Raw genomic sequence first — 18,848 nt, forward strand, 5'->3', positions numbered from 1 at the left:
CGGCCCGGTCAGAAAGGGTATTGCGCGCTGAGCTGTTCGGCGATCGCCGCACCGACGTTTTTCAGGCGGCACATGGTGGCGCTTTCGTCGCTGCGCTGCACGAACAGGCAGGGCTCCCCTTCCCACTCGACCACGGCGCAGTCGACCTGGATCTCCTGCAGCGACAGATTGAGCTGCTGCATGACCTGCCAGGCTTCGGCGCCCTCATGGCTGAGCAGTTTCAGGCCAATCAGGTTGTTATCCTCGTCTATTCCGCTGAGCGGGATCGGTTCAACCTTGACGCCGGTAAAACCAGATAGCCAACGATAACTTTGCGGCAAGCGATGCACTACCGAAAGTTGGATACTCTCCACATGAAATCCCTAGATTAAAAAAGGTGAAACACGGTTACCTGACAGGGTTACTAAAGTTATAGCCGCTGACCTGCGACTTTGCCGCGAACAAATGTTATTTAAATGTAAATTTGCTACAGCCCATTAACCTAACCCTGCGCTTGCTGATGTCATACTGTTTTCATGCGCCGTGTGGTGTCGTTTCACGGCATTTTGCGACTCAGCTCGCATTTTTGCGTTATATGTAACCCTTTCCAGCGGCGATCTCAACTCTTTTTTCTTGCAATACGGTTACTTATTCGCCGTCATAATTTTACATTGCAGAAACATTTAACTTACTGCGCAGCCGCAAGCCTTGTTCTTAATATATTGATTTAATAAGGACATAAGGGAAATCGACATGCAACGACGCGCCCGGCGAGCGCCTGTACGGGAGGTGATAATCACGCAGCGGAACACCGCGATTTTTTAACAAAAAGCACACAGTCAACGAGAGGGGTAATTAATTACCAAGAGAATATTTAGCAACAAAACAATTATTGCCAATGCGGCGGCAAAACAACAGGCCCGGTCATTGGAACAGCCAGAGCCTGGGGCTCTGGCTGAGTAATGCCTCAGGCGGCGCCGTTGCGTGGCCGGCTGGCGTACAGATAGAACAGCACCGCAACGATGCTGCACAGCGCCATCGAAGAGACCATCGGCCAGGCGCTGGTGCCCGGCGCCATCGCCAACACCGCCCCCACCAGCGCGCCGATGCTGAAACGCAAGGTACCGGCCAGTGAGGAGGCGGTGCCCGCCATATGGGGGAAATCATCCAGGATCACCGCCATGGCGTTGGAGGAAATCATCGCAATACAGCCCAGATAAACCGCCACGCCGATGACCAGCGCCCAGAAGCCCAGACCGACGGCGCTGACCGCCAACAGCCACAACCCCATCGCCAACTGCACCAACAGCCCCAGGCGGAACATCCTGACCGCGCCTACCCGCCGCACGTTGCGGCTGTTGACCAGCGTGGTCAGGAACAGGAAGACGATGTTCAGCGCAAAGTAGTAACCAAAATGCTGCGGCGATACCTTGTTCAGCTCGATGTACACAAAGGGCCCGGCGCTGAGGAACGAGAACATGCCGGCAAACGAGAAGGCGCTGGCCAGCATGTAGCTCAGCACCCGCTTGTGGCGGAACAGCGACGCGAAATTGCCCAGCGTGGTGCGCAGGTGGAACTTCTGCCGCCGTTCTTTCGGCAGCGTTTCCTTGATAAACAGCGCCACCAGCAGTGAACCGATCAGCGCCGCGGCGCCCATGGTCCAGAAGATGGCGTGCCAACTGAACCACAGCAGCAGCGCGCCGCCGATCATCGGCGCCAGCAGCGGCGCAATGGTCATCACCAAAATGACGAACGACATCATGCGCGAAAACTCGTCCTTGGTGAACATGTCGCGCATCAGGGCGTTGATCACCACGCTGGCCGCCGCAGCCGCCAGGCCGTGCAGGAAGCGCAGGGCGATCAGTTGGTCGATGGACTGCGCCATGGCGCAGGCGCAGCCGGCGATGGCGAAGATCAAGGTGCCCCACAGGATCACCGGCTTGCGGCCGATGCTGTCCGACATCGGCCCATAGAACAGCTGACCGAAGGCGAAACCGAGCATATAGGCGCTGAGCGTCATCTGCACGCTGCCTGACTCGACGCCAAACTGTGCGGCGATCACCGGCATGCTGGGCAGGTACATGTCGATGGCCAACGGCATCAGCATGGAAAGCAGGCCCAGAATAAAAATCAAACCGAGGTGAGATGTCCGGTTCTGTTGCACGTTCAACGACTCCTTAGTCAGCCGCAATGGTCAGTCCTGCAGGTGCGGCGCACCCACGCTGGCGATTTCTTCTTCGGTGAGCGGGCGGTATTCGCCCGGCGCCAGATCCTCATCCATCACGATGGCGCCGATGCGCTCGCGGTGCAGTTCGATCACGCGGTTGCCGACCGCGGCAAACATGCGCTTCACCTGATGATAACGCCCTTCGCTGATGGTCAGACGCACCCGGTTTTCGTCCAGCTGCTCCAACTGCGCCGGGCGGGTCAGATCCTTTTCGTTGTGCAGCTGTACGCCTTCGGCGAAGCGCTGCGCGGTGTCTTCCGCCAGCGGATGCTCCAGCGTCACCAGATAGGTTTTCTCGCAGTGGTGCTTCGGCGAGGTCACGCGGTGCGACCACTGGCCGTCGTCGGTCATCAGCACCAAACCGGTGGTGTCGATATCCAGCCGGCCGGCGGCGTGCAGCTTGTAGGCGACCGGCTCATCGAGGAAATACAGCACCGTTGGATGATCGGGATCGTCGGTGGAGCACACATATCCCTGCGGCTTGTTGAGCATGAAATAGCGCGGGCCGTTCAATTGCAGCAGCGGATTGCCGTCGAACGCCACCTCCTGCTCCGGGGCCAGCTTGAGCGCCCCGCTCTTCACCACTTCACCGTCCACGGTGACGCGTTTAGCCCGAAGTTCGCGCGCTACCAGCGCACGGCTAATACCTAACTGCTGAGATAAAAACTTGTCCAGTCGCATTGGATCTGCTTTGCCTGTCGTTGTTATGATCGCATTGATCGTATTGCCAAAATATGACGCCCGCCGTTGCACCGGGTGCAAATGGCAGGTTCGAAGGGGAAATCGCGTGGGGAAACAGCGATTGCTGTCACGCCAGTATAGCGGCGGAAACCGCCCCCTGACAGGGGTAATTTCCACGCTTCTCGCACCGCGTGCGCTCAGAGGGCATAATAATAGAAATTTTTTGGCCGCCTGTGGAGTAAAATGTCACTGCTTCAGAGGGTTCAGATGTTACAAAAGCTGTTCCCGGCCGCTCACTTCAACCAACGGCGTTAATTTATGGCATTTACCCTGCGCCCCTACCAACTGGAGGCGGTTGAGGCCACCATCACGCACTTCCGTCGGCATCCCGAACCGGCGCTGATCGTGCTGCCGACCGGCGCCGGCAAAAGCCTGGTGATCGCCGAGCTGGCAAAACGCGCGCGCGGCCGGGTGCTGGTATTGGCCCACGTCAAGGAACTGGTGGCGCAAAACCACGCCAAATACTGCGCCTACGGCCTGGAGGCCGATATCTTCGCCGCCGGGCTGCAGCAAAAAGACAGCGCCGGTAAAGTGGTGTTCGGTAGCGTGCAGTCGGTGGCGCGTAACCTGCCGCTGTTCGACGGCGCCTTCTCCTTGCTGATTATCGATGAATGCCACCGCATCAGCGACGACGACGACAGCCAGTATCAGCAAATCATTCAGCATCTGCAAAAGTCCAACCCCCAGCTGCGGCTGCTGGGGTTGACCGCCACCCCCTACCGGCTGGGCAAAGGCTGGATCTATCAGTATCACTACCACGGCTTTACCCGCGGCGACGGCAGCAGCCTGTTTCGCGACTGCATTTATGAGTTGCCGCTGCGCTACATGATTAAAAACGGCTACCTGGTGCCGCCGGAGCGGCTGGACATGCCGATCGTGCAATATGACTTTAGCCGCCTGGAGGCCAGAAGCAATGGGCTGTTCAGCGAAGTGGACCTGAACCGCGAGCTGAAACGGCAAGACCGCATCACGCCGCACATCATCAGCCAGATAGTGGAGTACGCCGAAGCGCGCAAAGGGGTGATGATATTCGCCTCCACCGTTGAGCATGCGCGCGAGATCCACGGCCTGTTGCCGGCCGGGCAAGGCGCGCTGGTCAGCGCCGAAACGCCCGCCGCCGAACGGGATGCGCTGATCGAGGCCTTCAAACGGCAGCAGCTGCGCTATCTGGTCAACGTGGCGGTGCTGACCACCGGGTTCGACGCGCCGCATGTCGATCTGATCGCCATCTTGCGCCCCACCGAGTCCGTCAGCCTGTATCAGCAGATAGTCGGCCGCGGGCTGCGGCTGGCGCCCGGCAAAGAGGACTGCCTGATCCTCGACTACGCCGGCAACCCTCACGATCTGTTCACGCCGGAGGTCGGCGTCAGCAAGCCGCATGGCGACAGCCAACCGGTGCAGGTGTTTTGCCCGGGCTGCGGCTTCGCCAATCTGTTTTGGGGCAAGTGCACCGAAAGCGGCGACATTATCGAGCACTACGGCCGCCGCTGCCAGGGCTGGCTGGAGGATGACGAGGGCCATCGCGAACAGTGCGACTACCGCTTCCGCTTCAAGAGTTGCCCGCACTGCGGCGCGGAAAATGACATCGCCGCCCGCCGCTGCCACCAATGCCAGGAAGTGCTGGTCGATCCCGACGATATGCTGAAAGCGGCGCTGAAGCTGAAAGACGCCCTGGTGCTGCGCTGCGGCGGCATGGAACTGCACAGCGGCCGCGACGACAAGGGCGAATGGCTGAAGGCCACCTATTACGACGAAGACGGCACCAGCACCAGCGAACGCTTCCGCCTGCAAACGCCGGCGCAGCGCAAGGCGTTCGAAATGTTGTTCCTGCGGCCGCACCAGCGCGCGCCGGGGGTGCCGTTCAGTTGGCAAACCGCCGCCGACGTGCTGGCGCAACAGCAAGCGCTGCGCCACCCGGATTTTGTAGTGGCGCGCAAACGCGGCCAATTCTGGCAGGTGCGGGAAAAAGTATTCGATTATCAAGGCCGCTTCCGCCGCGCCAGCGCGCTCTATTAACGACGAAGGCCGGCTGGTTGGGCAGGTTTTCATTGCCCTGCGGGTGGCTTTCAGCTAAAATGCCGCCCGCTTTGCCCGGGTTCGCCCGGCGTTGAAGCAGGTTATCGAACTTGCTACTGGGTCGCCTGTAGCGAGGTAAATTTTCTTTTTAAGAGAAAAAACAATGTTCACTATCAATGTAGAAGTACGTAAAGACCAGGGTAAGGGTGCGAGCCGCCGCCTGCGTGCAGCTAACAAATTCCCAGCTATCGTTTACGGTGGCAAAGAAGCTGCAGTTTCCATCGAGTTGGACCATGATTCTGTAAAGAACATGGAAGCTAAACCAGAATTCTACAGCGAAGCAGTAACTCTGGTTATCGACGGTAAAGAAACCAAAGTTAAGGTTCAGGCTGTACAGCGTCACCCGTTCAAGCCAAAACTGGCTCACATCGACTTCGTTCGCGTTTAATCGCAACGTTTTCGAACCTTTCGGGACGCCGAAGTAGAAAACGCCGCAATTGCGGCGTTTTTTATTGTCTGCAATTCGGCAAACTTACTTATTGCCGCCGTTCAAACGGCGTTGCAACTGATCGCGCAAATTCGGCGGCGTGCCTTTAATGGTCAGCGTGTCGGTCGCCGCATCCCAGAAAATACGCTCGCCCAGCAGCATGGCGTCGAAGTTTATGCTGATGCCGCCGCCGCTGCCGGCAAACTTGGTCAGCTGGCGCAACGTGCCGCGATCCGCCGGGAAGCTGTCTTCCAGCTGATAGCCCTGTTCGCTGGAGAACTGCATGAAATCCTTCTCGCCGACCGGCGCGATTTCCTGCGACAGCGCCTGCAGCTCAATCTCTTCACCGGCCTGCAACTGCTCGTTGCAGTAGCTGTACACCTGCTGGCGTACCGACTGGCGTTCATTTTTGTCCAGCTGCGCATCGGCGCAGTAGTCGTCGACCGCCTGCAGCAGCCCGCGGTTCTGCGCCTTGGTGTCCAGCCCTTCGGCCGCAGCCAGGAAATCCATAAAGAAATCGGAGACCTTGCGCCCCACCCGCCCTTTCAGGAAGGTCAGGTAGCGGGTTGATTCCGGGTTGGTTTCCCACTCGGTCAGATCGATGCGCGCCACGATGTCGGCGTGGTTGATGTCCAGATAATGGGTGGTGTTGATATCCAGCTCTTCGTTGACGCGCATGCTGTTGCGGCTGTTCAGCACCGCAATCAGCAAATATTCCACCGCCAGATAACGGTATTGGCCAAACAGCACCACGCCGCCCTCGGCGAACGGATACTTGGCCAGCTCGTCGCGCAGGCGCCCGGTGGCGGCGCGGCTGAAGGCCAAAAAGTCTTTGTCTTCCTTGCGGCAGGTGCGCAGCGCTTGCGCCAGTTCGCTGCCTTCGTTGAACAGGCCATAGGCCTTGCTCTTGGCGCTGTAAACGCGATGCAGCTCCGCCATCATCTCTTCCACCGCCGCATTGGCCGGAAGCAGGGAATCGCGCAGCACCACGTCCAGCGTTTGCTCGTCGCGTTTAACCAACTGGTGCAGAGCGATCTGGTCGATATCCAGACTCATGGTAAATCCTCCTGTTCTTTAGCCGCGTATTCAAACACTGAAGGCCCCGCCCTGCAATACTAAAACCCGAAACACCCCGGGCAATCCGCAAACCGAACGATGCGACAACTTCAAGTACGAAAGGAGGCGATAAAAGAGCGGAAAATCACTGCCCTATACGGTAAGATATGGGACTTTGTCAGGTTACTAAGCGCAATTTTATGCCACAATCATCTCGTTACAGTGACGAACACGTTGAACAACTGCTCTCGGAGCTGGTCAATGTTCTGGAAAAACACCATGCTCCCACCGATCTTTCTCTGATGGTGTTGGGCAACATGGTCACTAATCTGATCAACACCAGCGTTGCTCCCGCGCAGCGGAAAACCCTGGCAAGATCGTTTGCTGAAGCCCTGCAGGCTTCTATTCGTGAAGATAAAGCGCATTAATACTTACTTATGGTGACAAACCGTCAGCGTTATCGTGAAAAAGTCTCCCAGATGATTAGCTGGGGGCACTGGTTCGCCTTGTTCAATATTTTGCTCGCCCTCGGGCTGGGCAGCCGCTACCTGTTTGTCACCGACTGGCCCTCTTCGCTGCTGGGCAGAGTCTATGCGCTGGTCAGCCTGTTGGGCCACTTCAGCTTTATCGTGTTCGCCGGCTATTTACTGGTGATCTTCCCGCTCACCTTCGTGGTGATGTCGCAGCGGCTGCTGCGATTTATTTCCGCGGCGTTGGCCACTACCGGGCTGACGCTGCTGCTGGTCGACAGCGAGGTATTCTCCCATTTCCACCTTCACCTTAACCCGGTGGTGTGGGAACTGGTGGTCAACCCGGATCAAAGCGAGCTCTCTCGCGACTGGCAGTTAATGTTCATCTGCGTGCCGATCATCTTCCTGGTGGAGATGCTGTTCGGCACCTGGAGCTGGCAAAAGCTGCGCAGCCTGAACCGCCAACATTTCGGCAAGCCGCTGGCGGTGCTGTTTATCAGCGCCTTTTTCGCGTCGCACCTGATTTACATCTGGGCCGACGCCAACTTCTATCGCCCAATCACCATGCAGCGCGCCAACCTGCCGCTGTCGTACCCGATGACCGCGCGCAAATTCCTTGAGAAGCATGGCCTGCTCGACCAACAAGAGTATGAACGGCGCCTGGTGCAGCAAGGCAATCCAGAGGCCGTGGCGGTGGAATATCCGCTCAGCGACCTCAGCTACAACGATAAAGGCAGCGGCTATAACCTGCTGATGATCGTGGTGGATGGCATGCGCCCGCAGGATATGACGCAAGATATGCCTGCCCTGACGCGCTTCGCGCAGGAAAACGTCCGTTTCAGCGACCACTACAGCTCGGGCAACCATGCCGATACCGGTTTGTTCGGCCTGTTCTACGGCATTTCGCCCACCTATCTGGACAGCATTCTCGCCGCGCGCAAACCTTCCGCGCTGGTGAACGCACTGGGCGATCAGGGTTACCAATTCGGCCTGTTTTCGTCTGACGGCTTTAACGCCAGCCTATATCGCCAGGCGCTGCTGACCGACTTCTCGCTGCCGGCGCCCGCCAAGCAAAGCGACGAGATGACCACCCAGCAGTGGCAGCATTGGCTGGCGGATCAGGGCAGCAGAGAGCCCTGGTTCTCCTATATCAACTTCAGCGGTGCGGAACCGGCTGACGGGGCGAAAACACCGGCGCCGGCCGACTTTATTCAGCGTTACCGCAGCGGCGCGCAAGACGTGGACTCGCAGATAGCCCAGGTGCTGGAGACGCTGAAACAACGCGGCTTGCTGGATAAAACCGTGGTGGTGATCACCGCCGAACACGGCGTTGAATTCAACGATACCGGCAAGGGGCAATGGGGCGCGGGCAGCAGCTTCAGCCAGCCGCAGCTGCATGTGCCGTTGGTGATCCACTGGCCAGGCACCCCGGCGCAGACCATCAATAAGCTGACCGGCCATAATGACGTGATGCGCACGCTGATGCAGCGCCTGCTGCACGTGAAAACTGCGCCGAAAGATTATTCGCAGGGTGAAGACCTGTTTGCCGCCCAGCGCCGCAACAACTGGATTGCCACCGGCGACAGCAACCTGTTGGTGATTACCACGCCAACGCAAACGCTGGTGCTGGACAACAACGGCAACTACCGTGCGTACGATAAAGACGACAAAGAGATAAAAGACGAAAAACCGCAGCTTGCCCTGCTGTTGCAGGTGCTAACCGATGTAAAACGCTTTATCGCCAACTAACTGCTTAAAACAAAAGCAATCGGGCGACATGGCTATTGCATTAGCATCGGGAATAGGTAGTATGATTTTCCATAGCGTCGGCATGTAGCGCAGCCTGGTAGCGCACCGTCATGGGGTGTCGGGGGTCGGAGGTTCGAATCCTCTCATGCCGACCAGATTCAAAAAAACCTGCTTTCGAGCAGGTTTTTTTATGCCTGCTATATGCCTTTGACCCGCATTGCAAAATTCTCTCGCCTCCCCTTGCCAAGGCCAAACCGCCGGGGCAAAATACTGTATATTCAATCAGCATTATAGGTAAGCCATGTTTGTAGAATTGGTGTACGACAAGCGCAACGTCGATGGGCTGCCCAACGCAGCGGAAATTATCCGCAACGAGTTGGAAAAACGGGTGCATGTGCTGTTTCCGGACGCGGAAGTGCGGGTGAAACCGATGCAGGCCAACGGCCTGAATTCCGACGCCAGCAAAAGCGACCGCGAAAAACTGAACCGCATGTTGGAAGAGATGTTTGAAGAAGCGGATCAGTGGCTGGTCACTGATATTTGACGGGAACATACTGCCTTCGCAGGGGAGAGCCCTCACTCAGCGAGAGCCCTGCATTGCCAAACGGGCGGTTAACCGCCCGTCCCTATCAGCCCCGTGATGCGCGGCGTAATGGCTGCATCACACGCCGCGCCGGGGAGTTAATCCGATTAAACCTTGAGTTCGCTTACCGGTTCCGCCTGGGCAGTACCCGGCGGCAGTTCTTCGGTTATTTCGCGTTCAGGCATGGCAAGACGCAGATCGATCCAGCGGCCCTCCGGAATATCCATCGGTTCACCGGCCACGATCGCCGCGGTATCGACGTCAAAGCGGCGTTTGCTGACCTTCAGCGTAATTGCCCCATCGCTGTCGATGGCAGTTTCTACAAAGCACAGACGGTTGCCGTTGACGTCCTGGGGCACTTCGATGGTCCAGCCTTCCACCGATAACCCCAGCGAACCGGTAATCTGGTAAACGCCAGTGGACATTCGTTTCGCCGAGACCCCTGCGGCTTCGCCGTTAACGGCTGCGTAGCCAGCCAGGGTAAAACCGCCGTCCAGGTAACCAGGCTGCATTTTCTCCGGCGCATTGGACAACCTGGCGATAGGCGAGGCCTTTTTGATAAAGCCGTTGCTGTCGACCGTAGTGTTAGCCTCCGACCACATCCAGACCCACGGCGAAAACACGGTACCATTCCAACTGCGCACGGCGATTTTGCCAACCTGAGTCGCGCTGACACCATAACCGTAGCAGGTTTGCACCGTTCTGAAACTGTCATCCGCTCCCGTCTGCGTAACTGCCCATGAGCGCGTATCAAGGAAATAGGTGCCGGTATCCTTGAAAGGGTTGCCAACGGGATCGGTGGCGACATAGCCGCGTCGACTTTGCATTTGCGCGTTGAAATCGCCTTTTGTCGCCGCAGTGACGCCTTTACTCAATCCCCAATCTTTGATGTTGCCAATATCCGCAACCATTGGCTGGTCTGAAGTGCTAAATAACCGAGACCAGGTGATAGATGAAGGTGAAGCAGTGCCTGAACTGCCTACCCATGCCTGTCGCGAAGCCGACGCAGCAAAATACGAGCACGACGGGCCACCATCCACCGGCAGCGTTAATACGCCCCCGGAAACGTTACCTGGTCGATTGACCGTCGCGCTGGTGTAACGCTGGATCGCAGATTTATTCTCTTTCGCAAATACGTCGGCAGTATGGATAGGACCAGAGCCAAAACCGGCAAGCGAGGGTTGAGCAACAGATGCATAGTCAGGTAACGCTAGCGTTTGCGGAAAGGATACGCCCGTGCGCATATCAATTTTCATTACCCCGACCGGATCCGCCGATTGTTTTTCTGCTTTATGCTCCCAGCGCAATCCCGCTGCATTGGCGTAGGTAATTTGTTCAACCCGATACCAACAGTTGATGGTAAAGGCGTTCACTTTCACATAAATATCGTAATTGTCACGGCTAGACTCGATAACCTGAATATCAGAAATCATGGTCCCAGTATCGTTGATAAAATTCCCGCCAATGCGATTGACCTTATTTGTCGTATCGCTGGCGACAAGATTACCCGTTCTTAACATTAACCGCGATATACCGGCGTTATACGTAAAACCGTTAAAACCACTTGAACCATAAAAATCAATCGCAATACCCACGCCATTTTGACCGGCGTTTTTAAATCGCCCAAGCAGGAACCATGCTGCAGCATTAGTATTATTTTCCGGGAATTTGAATCGCACATTATCGAAAGCAGTCGCGACCTGAGCTGCACTCTTTGCCGCATTCTGCTCACTGGCTTTCGCCGCTGCGGCAGATGCCGAAGACTTGCCGGCAGAAGCTGCAGCATCCGCACGGAGACGATCGACGGTTTGAACAATCTCCGGTGTGATGTCATTTTCCCCCGGCCGACGCAAGAAATCATTGAGCGTCCCAGGCAAAGAGTCGTTATAGACCTCGATGCTGCCCACTCGCTCCGGCTGGGAGCCGTAGACCGAAATAATGACGTCATAACCCCCTGGTTCCACAGACAGGGAATATTTACCAGCGTCATCAGTCACAGACTGAGATTTTGCCAAGCCCAATACCGTTGACGATGTTTTTACTGCGCGCATCGAAATAGTTACACCAGAACGGGGATCGCCATATGGCCCCTTTAATACACCGCTGATTAATGTCATTGTAATTTCTCCATTAGTTCTTTGATTAACTCATCTTGCCGGTCAATTCTATCCAGTGCCTGATTAAGTGCTGCCACTGCCACATAACCCAACGTTGAATAATCGACAGACTTTACTCTCTCAACAGTTTCACCATTCTGTAACTGCAAAGCCCCCCCCTCAGCAACCACCTGAGGTAATTTCCTTTCTATTTCCTGAGCAATACCACCGATGAATGGTTTGCCATCGCGTTTTCCAGTGTAAAGTTTTAGGCCACGAATTAATTCCAGGGGATTTTCAACTTCTTCGACTTCAGTTTTAATTCGCCGGTCTGAACCGGTAACCCAGTTTCCGGTGAGGTTGTTAAAGTCTCCATTGTTCTGTAAGCGAACCTCATGCCACGAACCGCGAAAATCACGGTATGATAAAAACATGTAATCCGTCACATTGATCTCCTGACGGACGGACATTATTGCTACCTTTTCCGTATTCTGTGCAGTCAAACGACAAAATACCCCACCCCCATCAACGGTACCTGATCCAGAAGTATATTTCCGAGAAATGCTGATAGCAGGATTTACGTTGTCATTATCCGCCCCCTCGATCTTTATCCCCTTTGGCGACCAAATAGTGTCATCAAAGGTGGTCGACTTTCTGAAGCGAGAAAAACCACTAACATCAAGGTTAGCCGCTGGCCCCATAACTAAAGATCCCAACAGCGACAACGGGCTCTTAACTTCCTGCGCTGTAGAGACTTTTTTATCTATTTTATTACTTAGCGAAGCGGTAAAACTATTCCAGGATGGCCCCGTAAAGGTACTGCCGTCTGGTAATTTAACGGCAATGTTTTCGTTACCACTAAATACCTGCTGCCAATTGTCTTTATCGAAGTTGAGGCCGCGCAGCGCCTTGGCGGTCTCGGCCGCCAGTTGGGCAGTGATGGCATTCATCGCATCTCGCGGGACGGCATGCCATGCGGCGCCGGCCTGCGTCGGGCCGTCATAGGCCTTAATCAGCGTCGCCTGCGTGGCGCTATCCACTGTTTTCACCGGCAGCGTATAGGTGACACCGCCGACGATACTCACCATCATATCGCCGGGTTTTAGCTCGGTGTTAAACGCCGTACCGCTGCCTTTTACTATTACGGAGTTGTTTGTTAGGGTAAGAGTGCCTGCTGGCATTGGTATTCTCCTAATTTAAATCAATTAAACCCTCGCCAAGGAAACGAAGATTATTCCAAGCGAAATGCCGTATATTGCGGAGTAGTAAAAATATTCACCAAGAAAGATGTTTTTTGATTCGAACCTTGGTTTAATTCCCCGGCAGCCAAGTGCCAAAAAACAGACTCTCCTCTTCCCGCAGAAATGTCGACATAGACGACCGAGACAGAAGGCTGATTATACCCTGAGCTTATTATCGTCTCGGGCAAATATCCGCCGTCCGTTCTGTTTTGACGCACGCCACCATAACCATGCGCGCCGTTATTTCCTCTTCTTGTTATCTGAATCTGCCCAAAAACGCGAACCGGGATGACATTATTACCGCCAAAGCGCAATACTCTGCTTGCATTGGTATGTACCCCCGTCCAGGTGAGCATGGAACCATCCATAATCGCGCCTTCGATATTAGCGGCGGATAGCTTGCCCTCAATAGAACAGTTTTCAAGGATCCGGCAGTTACCGATAACACCGTTTTTAAACTCACCGGTGTTTGCATATATCGTCCCGCGAGCGGTAATGTTGTTGAACTCGGCCCCGCCATCTTTATTTATCGCCCAGCCGCGCTGGCCACTTATCCAATTTGATGACTGAATATGCTGCGCGATCTTGGCGCTATCAATGGTGCCATTACGAATAAACGCATCGCTGATAAACACCTGACCATCAACGACGGCAAACGGCGAATATTGTGTGCCGCCGCTTCCACTCATCAACACGAACTGGTTGGCGTTAAACCCGACGCGGGTCGTGACCGGCCTGCCGGCCTCCGCCAATACCGCGATCGACATGCCGGCATTGTAGAAGACGCCGTTCACCCGCACGCCCGCTTTCAACGTATGAATGGCCGTGGCGCCATCGGCGTCTACCGTGGCGGTCAGCTTGTCCTCCAGCACTGCGCTGACGTCGTCAATCTGCGCCTGCACCTGGGTTTTCATCTCCGCCAGCCCGCGATCGACTTCCGCAACCGTGGTTTTCACCACCAGGATATCGGCGCGCACCGAGCCAAACTGTTCCCACTGCTGCTCCACCGTCGCGTTATTGGCCAGCGCATTCTGCAGGATGCCTTCGATATTGGTATCGATATCGCCGACCAGGCGTTCACCGTCTTTCGAGGTTAGAAGTCCGTCGCCGATGTTCTCCAGATAATCGCCGGCATCGGCGTTCGATTGTCCGTCGATCCAGCCGGTCCAGTCGCCCTGATTGCCGGTGCGATCCTGCAGCCGCGCGCGGAACCAAAACGTCTGGCCCGCCTTCAGCCCGGTCATGCTGTGCGTGTGCAGCGGGTACGGGATATCGGCCAACAACAGCGCGCTTTGGCCCGCTGCGTTATCCGCGTACTGAATCTCGGTTTTCAGCGTATCCTCGGCGCCGGCTGGGAATGCCCAGTCGAGCTGAATCCCCCACAGCAGCGGAGTGGCCTTGAACCCGACCGGCACCGGCGGCTTGCCTTCTTTGCCCTTGAGTATGGTTTCCGGCGCATTGGCCCAAATACTGGAAATCTCGGCAGCGTTAACCGCACGCACCCGGGCCTGATAGCGACCGGCGTATATGCCCGGCACCTCGAAACCCTGCGCCGACGTTCTGGCGGCCGGTATCCAGTTGCCGTTGTCTCTCCGCCATTCCGCCTCATACGCAATGGCATTGTCCGCCGGTTCCCAGGTTATGCGCAGGGTGGTAATTGCGATCCCCTGATTCACCGTTGAGAAACTGCCGATTGCCACATTCTTCGGTGGTGGCTGTACCCCTGGAGGGATGACCGTGATGGGGCGATCCTCAATACGCGCACCTGTATCGATCCGGGTATACTTGCCCGGGTCATGCTCGATAGCCGTAATATCAAAGGATACGCCATCGTCATTTTCAGTCACGCCGGTTACCCGAAACAGCTGTATAGCCAGGTCGGTAGCATCAATCGCCCATACGCATTCCGCGGCCGGCGTCTCAGCGTATGCCGTGGTAACCGTGACGGTACTGCCATTCACAGCTTGAATGGTTCTGGCCTGAGATTTACCCGATGGCAGGTTAACGATCAGACGCTCACCGACGGCGGCAGACGACTCACGATCAAGGGTAATATTGCGGCCGGAAACGGCGCTGATGCGGCCGCCGAGCGGCCGGCCGGCGAAAGTTTCATCCGCCACCCCGACGATATAGCCCGGCAGTGGAATATTACCGTCCATACCGACGGTAAAATTAATCACCCGATCCTTGTCGTTGGTCAGCAACAGCCATTTCCCGCGGCGGATAGCTTCCGTTTCGCGAGTACAGCCGATCGCCGTAATATCCGCCTGTTTAATGCCATAACGGCGAATAAGTGAGTTTTCAAATACTGGCGCCACAGAATCCTGGTAACCATTCGCAGGATCGGCCCAACTGACCATCGCCGTACTGTAGTGTGCCTTCTCACTCGAGCTGGAGTCCCTGAACTCACCGTCTTTCACATTGGCACGGGTATAGATGTAATCCAGATCGCGGGGCATATCGGCCAATGCGTTCATACTGCTTTTGGCCCAGTAAGTCATGCCGCGGAAAATGTTCGCGAAATCACGCAATACTGTCCAGGCTTCCTCCTGCGACTGAATATAGGCGTCGCAGAGAAAGCGCGGCTCCAGGCCATTACCGCCCCGTCCATCCGGCACCAGCTGATCGCAATATTGCGCAATGGCGTACAGATCGAACTTCGTCATCACCAGATTTTCAGCTTTAATGCGCTCGCCGATGCTGTAACGGTCGTTGACCAGTAGATCGTAAAACACCCATGCCGGATTGTTGCTCCAGGCCCACTTGAATGATCCGTCCCAGATGCCGGTATAGGACCGCGCAATAGGATCGTAGGTGGTGGGAACGCGTACGATCCCCATTTTAGGTTCACAGGTTACGGCCGGAATATTCTGGAATTGTCGGGCGTCGAACTGCACGAACAGTAACGCGGTATCCGGGTAACAGAGCTTCACGTCGATCAACTCGGTGATAGATTCGATCATCATTTTATCGGCAATGCGGTTGCTGGTGCTGTCAGGCGTCAGACGGCGGACGCGCACCTGCCACCCGGTGGTTGCCTTCGGCAGATCAATACGATGACTGCGCTCATATTTGGTGGTGGTCTTACCATCGACAGCGGTATTCAACACTTCCTGGTAGGCGCCGCCGTCCGTCGCAACATCTATCGCATAATTAATGCGGTAACCCACCACATCACCGTTATCCAACTGTTGTTGCAGCTGCTGCCAGGAAAAGCGCAGGCGAAACGCAGAAAGCTGAGGATTGGTCAACGAACGGACCCAGGGGCCCTTGCCGGTCAACTCCGCGCCAATGCTGATTTCGTTCTCGACATCGGGCATACCCTGAATGTATTCCTGATCCGGCGTACCTGGCCGAAACTCCCACTTGACGCCTGGGAAGTTGACCGTGCCGTCCTGGCTAATCAGCGGCGTGCCGTCGAGGAAAATATTCGTGCCGTCCAGGCCGCCTTGCCACTCCCCCTCACCCAGCGCCAACAAGATTTTGGCGTAGGAGGTGGATTGCAGGGAGTCCGGCGATTCCGTCGGGGTGGTTACGCTATTGCTCCCCCCTTTATTACCGCTGATAACCATCGTATTTCTCCAGGCATAAAAAAACCCGCACGCGGCGGGTCAATGGCTTATTCAAAACTTACTGTTGATCTTCGGCGTAAATGCCGGCTGAAATAATTGCGCCACCGACCCGGCGTTTGCCGTAACCAATCGGCACCGGGTTACCCTGCGCAATAGTGTTAACCGGCCCGCCAAAGGCATAGCTGGGTTTATTGTCCGGATCTTCTCGGCGGGCTAATCCATTTGGCATGGGGGACAGCATTTGGACGACACCACCAAGCATCATGACGCCACCTATTTGGAAGCCGTACGTTGAATAGGGATTGCCTGGTGCAAAGTAGTAACCAATAGCCGATGCGGCGACAATTACTGCGCCTAAAATAGTCTGGAAGATCCCGGCCTTTTTACTTCCAATAATCATTGGTGCAATTCGGATATCTTCACTGCCAGTAAATTTAATTTCATCCAGATCGATATTTTTTTTCCCATTAAATACAGCAAACGTCAGCCCTCGGTTCTTTGCTGTTTGCAAGAATCGCTCAAAACCAGGAATAGTTACAGACAAAGCCTTAATGGCTTCTCTGGGAGTATCAATTACCAAGCGATGTACGCGACCAAAAGTTGCCCCCAGAACACCATATAAACGTACTGTTCTGTATTCTTGGATGATTTTCGTCATATTATCCTCATAAAAAAAGACCGCATAGCGGCCTTATCATGGATGGGGTTTTATTTTACCGTTGTGGGTTTTATATCAACATTACCATTATTATCAGTAAACACTCTCAGAGTTTTGTCTTCACTAGGCTTAATGGTAAATTCACGTTCTTGCCTTTCTTTCCCCGTAGCGCACAAAGCTTTACCTTCATGGGAGGCCCCCACAACCCATGTACCGCTATTTACATAAAAGGTTACCTTCTCTTTTGGGTCAAGTTGTGCTGCTCTTTCACCGTTTAAAAAGACTGTTGTAAAACAACCACCACCGACAAACCCACTATCTCGAACAACCGTCATTACGGCATCCCCTTTGGTGGGGTTTTGGTATTTAAAAATACGCTCTGGCGGTGCCTTTATAGCCTGGCTTACAGGAACAATTTCCGTAGAGCACCCAGATAAAATAGCCGCGCCCGCAATAGCTAAAATGATTTTCCGCATTTTGACATCCCTTTTTATATGGAACTCAAGATGATAGCAGATTACCCTTATGCCGCAGAGTGATAATCGTTCGCGCCAGCCAGTAACCGCCATAGGGGACGCGCTGGCTAAGGCGGCCGTACATATGGTGGATGATGACGCCTTCGCCCAGGTATACCGCCGCATGGTTAGGCTCATCGGCACGCACCTGCATGATAACCACGTCGCCACTTTGCATCTCGCCCGAAGCCAGCACGAAGCCCGCCTCGGCGTAATGCTTCATGTAGAGATTCTCGCCACGCTCCCACCAGCAATCGGTGCGCTCAAAATTGGGCAAGGTGATATCGCGCTCCTGCGCATACCAATCGCGCACCAGAGCATAACAGTCCCAAATGCCGTGAACGAAAGGCCTTCCCAGCAGCGGTTTTATCCCCTGCGTCGGCATGATCTGCCGGACATCTCCCTCCGGCCAGCTGGCAATGATCCACGGCACCTGTGACAGATCGCACTGCGCCAGGTCGAGCTGGCTGGGCTGTGTCGTGGCGTCCGGGTGGCTGTGAACGATAGCGATAACCTCACCGCTGTCCTCCGCCTCAACGTAGTCCTCTGGCGCCAAACTGAACTGCTCGCTCGGTTCCGGCGCCAGGTTGCGGCAGGGCACATAGCGTTGCCGGCGGCCGCTTTGCACAACCACACCACAACTCTCATAAGGATACTCAGCCTCGGCATGCGCCAAAATGGCGCTGACAATGTACTTGCGCATGGCTACCTCTTCAGTAACGCGGAGCCGGGGAAGCCGCCGAACGGCAACGGATTCCCCTTCCCCCAACGTGGTTCGCAGCCGGTAGACAGCAACCCCGAACACTCATCTTTCGAAGGATCATCGACTGGATTACCATCGGCATCAAAGTACTGGCTACCGGTATACCCGCAGGATGCGCCACGATACTGCCCGCGCATGCACCAGGTGCAAAGACTGTGAATTTGCCGCGTCGGGATCATTAACCCCTGCAGATCCGCCGGCGAAGATAACGCAAACTCAATGACTTGGCTGTTGCCGCTTTGCTTGCTATCTATGTACCAGGTATCGATATTTTCCTGGGTGGGATCGGCCTCCGGATTGCCTTCGGGAAAATTGCGGGCATCCAGATAATGCGCGTAAGTATCTCGAATGATCACCTTTGCCTGAACCATATTCTGATAATGCAGACAAAGAGAGGCGATAGTGCCGTCGATATTGCTGACGGATAACGTAGGGCTAGGCGCCGAGCCGTCGCTCGTAACCTCCAGCCCTTCGACCTTTACCGGCCAGGGTTTGTACTCCCGCCCCTGCCACCAGATAGATTTAGCCAACAGCTTGCCGGGATCGTCCCCGGCTGCCGCCAAATCCTCTGCGGTATGAGGGATCGTATGGCTATGAAAATACAGATCCGGCCCGTTAAACCCAGTGCCATCCACCACAAACAGACGCACTTTGCTCCCAGGCTCCAGACGCTGGTGATCGGTGTTTATCGACAT

The 18,848-nt window shown here is 55.4% G+C and carries 16 protein-coding genes and 1 tRNA gene; 6 read left to right on the forward strand and 11 right to left on the reverse strand.

Annotated elements, in window-relative coordinates:
- Positions 1 to 8: 8 nt before the first annotated feature.
- The 3 genes from KHA73_RS16280 to rsuA all read right to left on the reverse strand — a co-directional run bounded on the left by KHA73_RS16280 (position 9) and on the right by rsuA (position 2,887).
- A complete protein-coding gene (locus KHA73_RS16280) occupies positions 9 to 353 on the reverse strand; it encodes a YejG family protein (RefSeq protein WP_061795855.1) in 345 nt (114 codons plus the stop codon).
- A 593-nt stretch (positions 354 to 946) separates the two neighbouring features.
- Positions 947 to 2,143, reverse strand: coding sequence for a Bcr/CflA family multidrug efflux MFS transporter (locus KHA73_RS16285; protein ID WP_261081152.1), 1,197 nt, complete (start codon positions 2,141 to 2,143; stop codon positions 947 to 949).
- Between the two features lie 30 nt (positions 2,144 to 2,173).
- On the reverse strand, positions 2,174 to 2,887 hold the full coding sequence (gene rsuA / locus KHA73_RS16290) for a 16S rRNA pseudouridine(516) synthase RsuA (protein WP_234585424.1): 714 nt from the start codon (positions 2,885 to 2,887) through the stop codon (positions 2,174 to 2,176).
- A 318-nt stretch (positions 2,888 to 3,205) separates the two neighbouring features.
- On the opposite strand from rsuA, the gene KHA73_RS16295 reads away from it, so the two are divergent.
- Positions 3,206 to 4,963, forward strand: coding sequence for a DEAD/DEAH box helicase (locus KHA73_RS16295; RefSeq protein ID WP_234585425.1), 1,758 nt, complete (start codon positions 3,206 to 3,208; stop codon positions 4,961 to 4,963).
- A gap of 163 nt (positions 4,964 to 5,126) precedes the next feature.
- On the forward strand, positions 5,127 to 5,411 hold the full coding sequence (rplY, locus tag KHA73_RS16300) for a 50S ribosomal protein L25 (protein WP_019453645.1): 285 nt from the start codon (positions 5,127 to 5,129) through the stop codon (positions 5,409 to 5,411).
- 84 nt (positions 5,412 to 5,495) lie between these two features.
- On the opposite strand, the gene yejK is transcribed toward rplY, so the two are convergent.
- A complete protein-coding gene (gene yejK, locus KHA73_RS16305; protein ID WP_234585426.1) occupies positions 5,496 to 6,506 on the reverse strand; it encodes a nucleoid-associated protein YejK in 1,011 nt (336 codons plus the stop codon).
- Positions 6,507 to 6,706: 200 nt separating this feature from the next.
- Here yejK and KHA73_RS16310 point away from each other — a divergent pair, with 200 nt between their 5' ends.
- The 4 genes from KHA73_RS16310 (at position 6,707) to KHA73_RS16325 (ending at position 9,269) form a co-directional block, all read left to right on the forward strand.
- Positions 6,707 to 6,934 carry a YejL family protein gene (locus tag KHA73_RS16310; RefSeq protein ID WP_234585428.1) on the forward strand — a complete coding sequence of 76 codons (228 nt, stop codon included), beginning with the start codon at positions 6,707 to 6,709 and terminating at the stop codon, positions 6,932 to 6,934.
- 9 nt (positions 6,935 to 6,943) lie between these two features.
- Positions 6,944 to 8,725, forward strand: coding sequence for an LPS biosynthesis-modulating metalloenzyme YejM (gene yejM / locus KHA73_RS16315; protein WP_234585429.1), 1,782 nt, complete (start codon positions 6,944 to 6,946; stop codon positions 8,723 to 8,725).
- A 78-nt stretch (positions 8,726 to 8,803) separates the two neighbouring features.
- Positions 8,804 to 8,880, forward strand: a tRNA-Pro gene (locus KHA73_RS16320).
- Positions 8,881 to 9,026: 146 nt separating this feature from the next.
- A complete protein-coding gene (locus KHA73_RS16325) occupies positions 9,027 to 9,269 on the forward strand; it encodes a DinI family protein (RefSeq protein ID WP_234585430.1) in 243 nt (80 codons plus the stop codon).
- A gap of 146 nt (positions 9,270 to 9,415) precedes the next feature.
- On the opposite strand, the gene KHA73_RS16330 is transcribed toward KHA73_RS16325, so the two are convergent.
- From KHA73_RS16330 to KHA73_RS16360, 7 genes are read right to left on the reverse strand one after another with little or no spacing between them, the layout of a single operon-like run.
- Entirely contained in the window at positions 9,416 to 11,425 is a 2,010-nt protein-coding gene (locus KHA73_RS16330; protein WP_234585431.1) for a phage tail fiber protein, read from the reverse strand.
- On the reverse strand, positions 11,422 to 12,585 hold the full coding sequence (locus tag KHA73_RS16335; protein WP_234585432.1) for a tail fiber domain-containing protein: 1,164 nt from the start codon (positions 12,583 to 12,585) through the stop codon (positions 11,422 to 11,424). Before KHA73_RS16335 ends, KHA73_RS16330 begins: the two co-directional genes overlap by 4 nt.
- Before the next feature lie 50 nt (positions 12,586 to 12,635).
- Positions 12,636 to 16,217 carry a TipJ family phage tail tip protein gene (gene gpJ, locus KHA73_RS16340; protein WP_234585433.1) on the reverse strand — a complete coding sequence of 1,194 codons (3,582 nt, stop codon included), beginning with the start codon at positions 16,215 to 16,217 and terminating at the stop codon, positions 12,636 to 12,638.
- Positions 16,218 to 16,275: 58 nt separating this feature from the next.
- Positions 16,276 to 16,875 carry a tail assembly protein gene (locus KHA73_RS16345; RefSeq protein WP_234585434.1) on the reverse strand — a complete coding sequence of 200 codons (600 nt, stop codon included), beginning with the start codon at positions 16,873 to 16,875 and terminating at the stop codon, positions 16,276 to 16,278.
- A gap of 50 nt (positions 16,876 to 16,925) precedes the next feature.
- Entirely contained in the window at positions 16,926 to 17,351 is a 426-nt protein-coding gene (locus KHA73_RS16350; RefSeq protein WP_234585435.1) for a lipoprotein, read from the reverse strand.
- 25 nt (positions 17,352 to 17,376) lie between these two features.
- Complete coding sequence (locus tag KHA73_RS16355) at positions 17,377 to 18,093, reverse strand: C40 family peptidase (RefSeq protein ID WP_234585436.1); 717 nt, start codon at positions 18,091 to 18,093, stop codon at positions 17,377 to 17,379.
- Between the two features lie 2 nt (positions 18,094 to 18,095).
- Positions 18,096 to 18,848, reverse strand: a complete 753-nt coding sequence (locus tag KHA73_RS16360; protein WP_234585437.1) for a phage minor tail protein L — start codon at positions 18,846 to 18,848, stop codon at positions 18,096 to 18,098.

Source organism: Serratia entomophila, from assembly GCF_021462285.1.
Lineage (GTDB): Bacteria > Pseudomonadota > Gammaproteobacteria > Enterobacterales > Enterobacteriaceae > Serratia > Serratia entomophila.

Excerpts from the sequence above, each read along its gene's own strand:
- rsuA (WP_234585424.1), bottom strand. The coding sequence starts at position 2,887 with ATGCGACTGGACAAGTTTTTATCTCAGCAGTTAGGTATTAGCCGTGCG.
- KHA73_RS16295 (WP_234585425.1), top strand. The coding sequence starts at position 3,206 with ATGGCATTTACCCTGCGCCCCTACCAACTGGAGGCGGTTGAGGCCACC.
- rplY (WP_019453645.1), top strand. The coding sequence starts at position 5,127 with ATGTTCACTATCAATGTAGAAGTACGTAAAGACCAGGGTAAGGGTGCG.
- yejK (WP_234585426.1), bottom strand. The coding sequence starts at position 6,506 with ATGAGTCTGGATATCGACCAGATCGCTCTGCACCAGTTGGTTAAACGC.
- KHA73_RS16310 (WP_234585428.1), top strand. The coding sequence starts at position 6,707 with ATGCCACAATCATCTCGTTACAGTGACGAACACGTTGAACAACTGCTC.
- yejM (WP_234585429.1), top strand. The coding sequence starts at position 6,944 with ATGGTGACAAACCGTCAGCGTTATCGTGAAAAAGTCTCCCAGATGATT.
- KHA73_RS16325 (WP_234585430.1), top strand. The coding sequence starts at position 9,027 with ATGTTTGTAGAATTGGTGTACGACAAGCGCAACGTCGATGGGCTGCCC.
- KHA73_RS16330 (WP_234585431.1), bottom strand. The coding sequence starts at position 11,425 with ATGACATTAATCAGCGGTGTATTAAAGGGGCCATATGGCGATCCCCGT.
- KHA73_RS16335 (WP_234585432.1), bottom strand. The coding sequence starts at position 12,585 with ATGCCAGCAGGCACTCTTACCCTAACAAACAACTCCGTAATAGTAAAA.
- gpJ (WP_234585433.1), bottom strand. The coding sequence starts at position 16,217 with ATGGTTATCAGCGGTAATAAAGGGGGGAGCAATAGCGTAACCACCCCG.
- KHA73_RS16345 (WP_234585434.1), bottom strand. The coding sequence starts at position 16,875 with ATGACGAAAATCATCCAAGAATACAGAACAGTACGTTTATATGGTGTT.
- KHA73_RS16350 (WP_234585435.1), bottom strand. The coding sequence starts at position 17,351 with ATGCGGAAAATCATTTTAGCTATTGCGGGCGCGGCTATTTTATCTGGG.
- KHA73_RS16355 (WP_234585436.1), bottom strand. The coding sequence starts at position 18,093 with ATGCGCAAGTACATTGTCAGCGCCATTTTGGCGCATGCCGAGGCTGAG.
- KHA73_RS16360 (WP_234585437.1), bottom strand. The coding sequence starts at position 18,848 with ATGTCGATAAACACCGATCACCAGCGTCTGGAGCCTGGGAGCAAAGTG.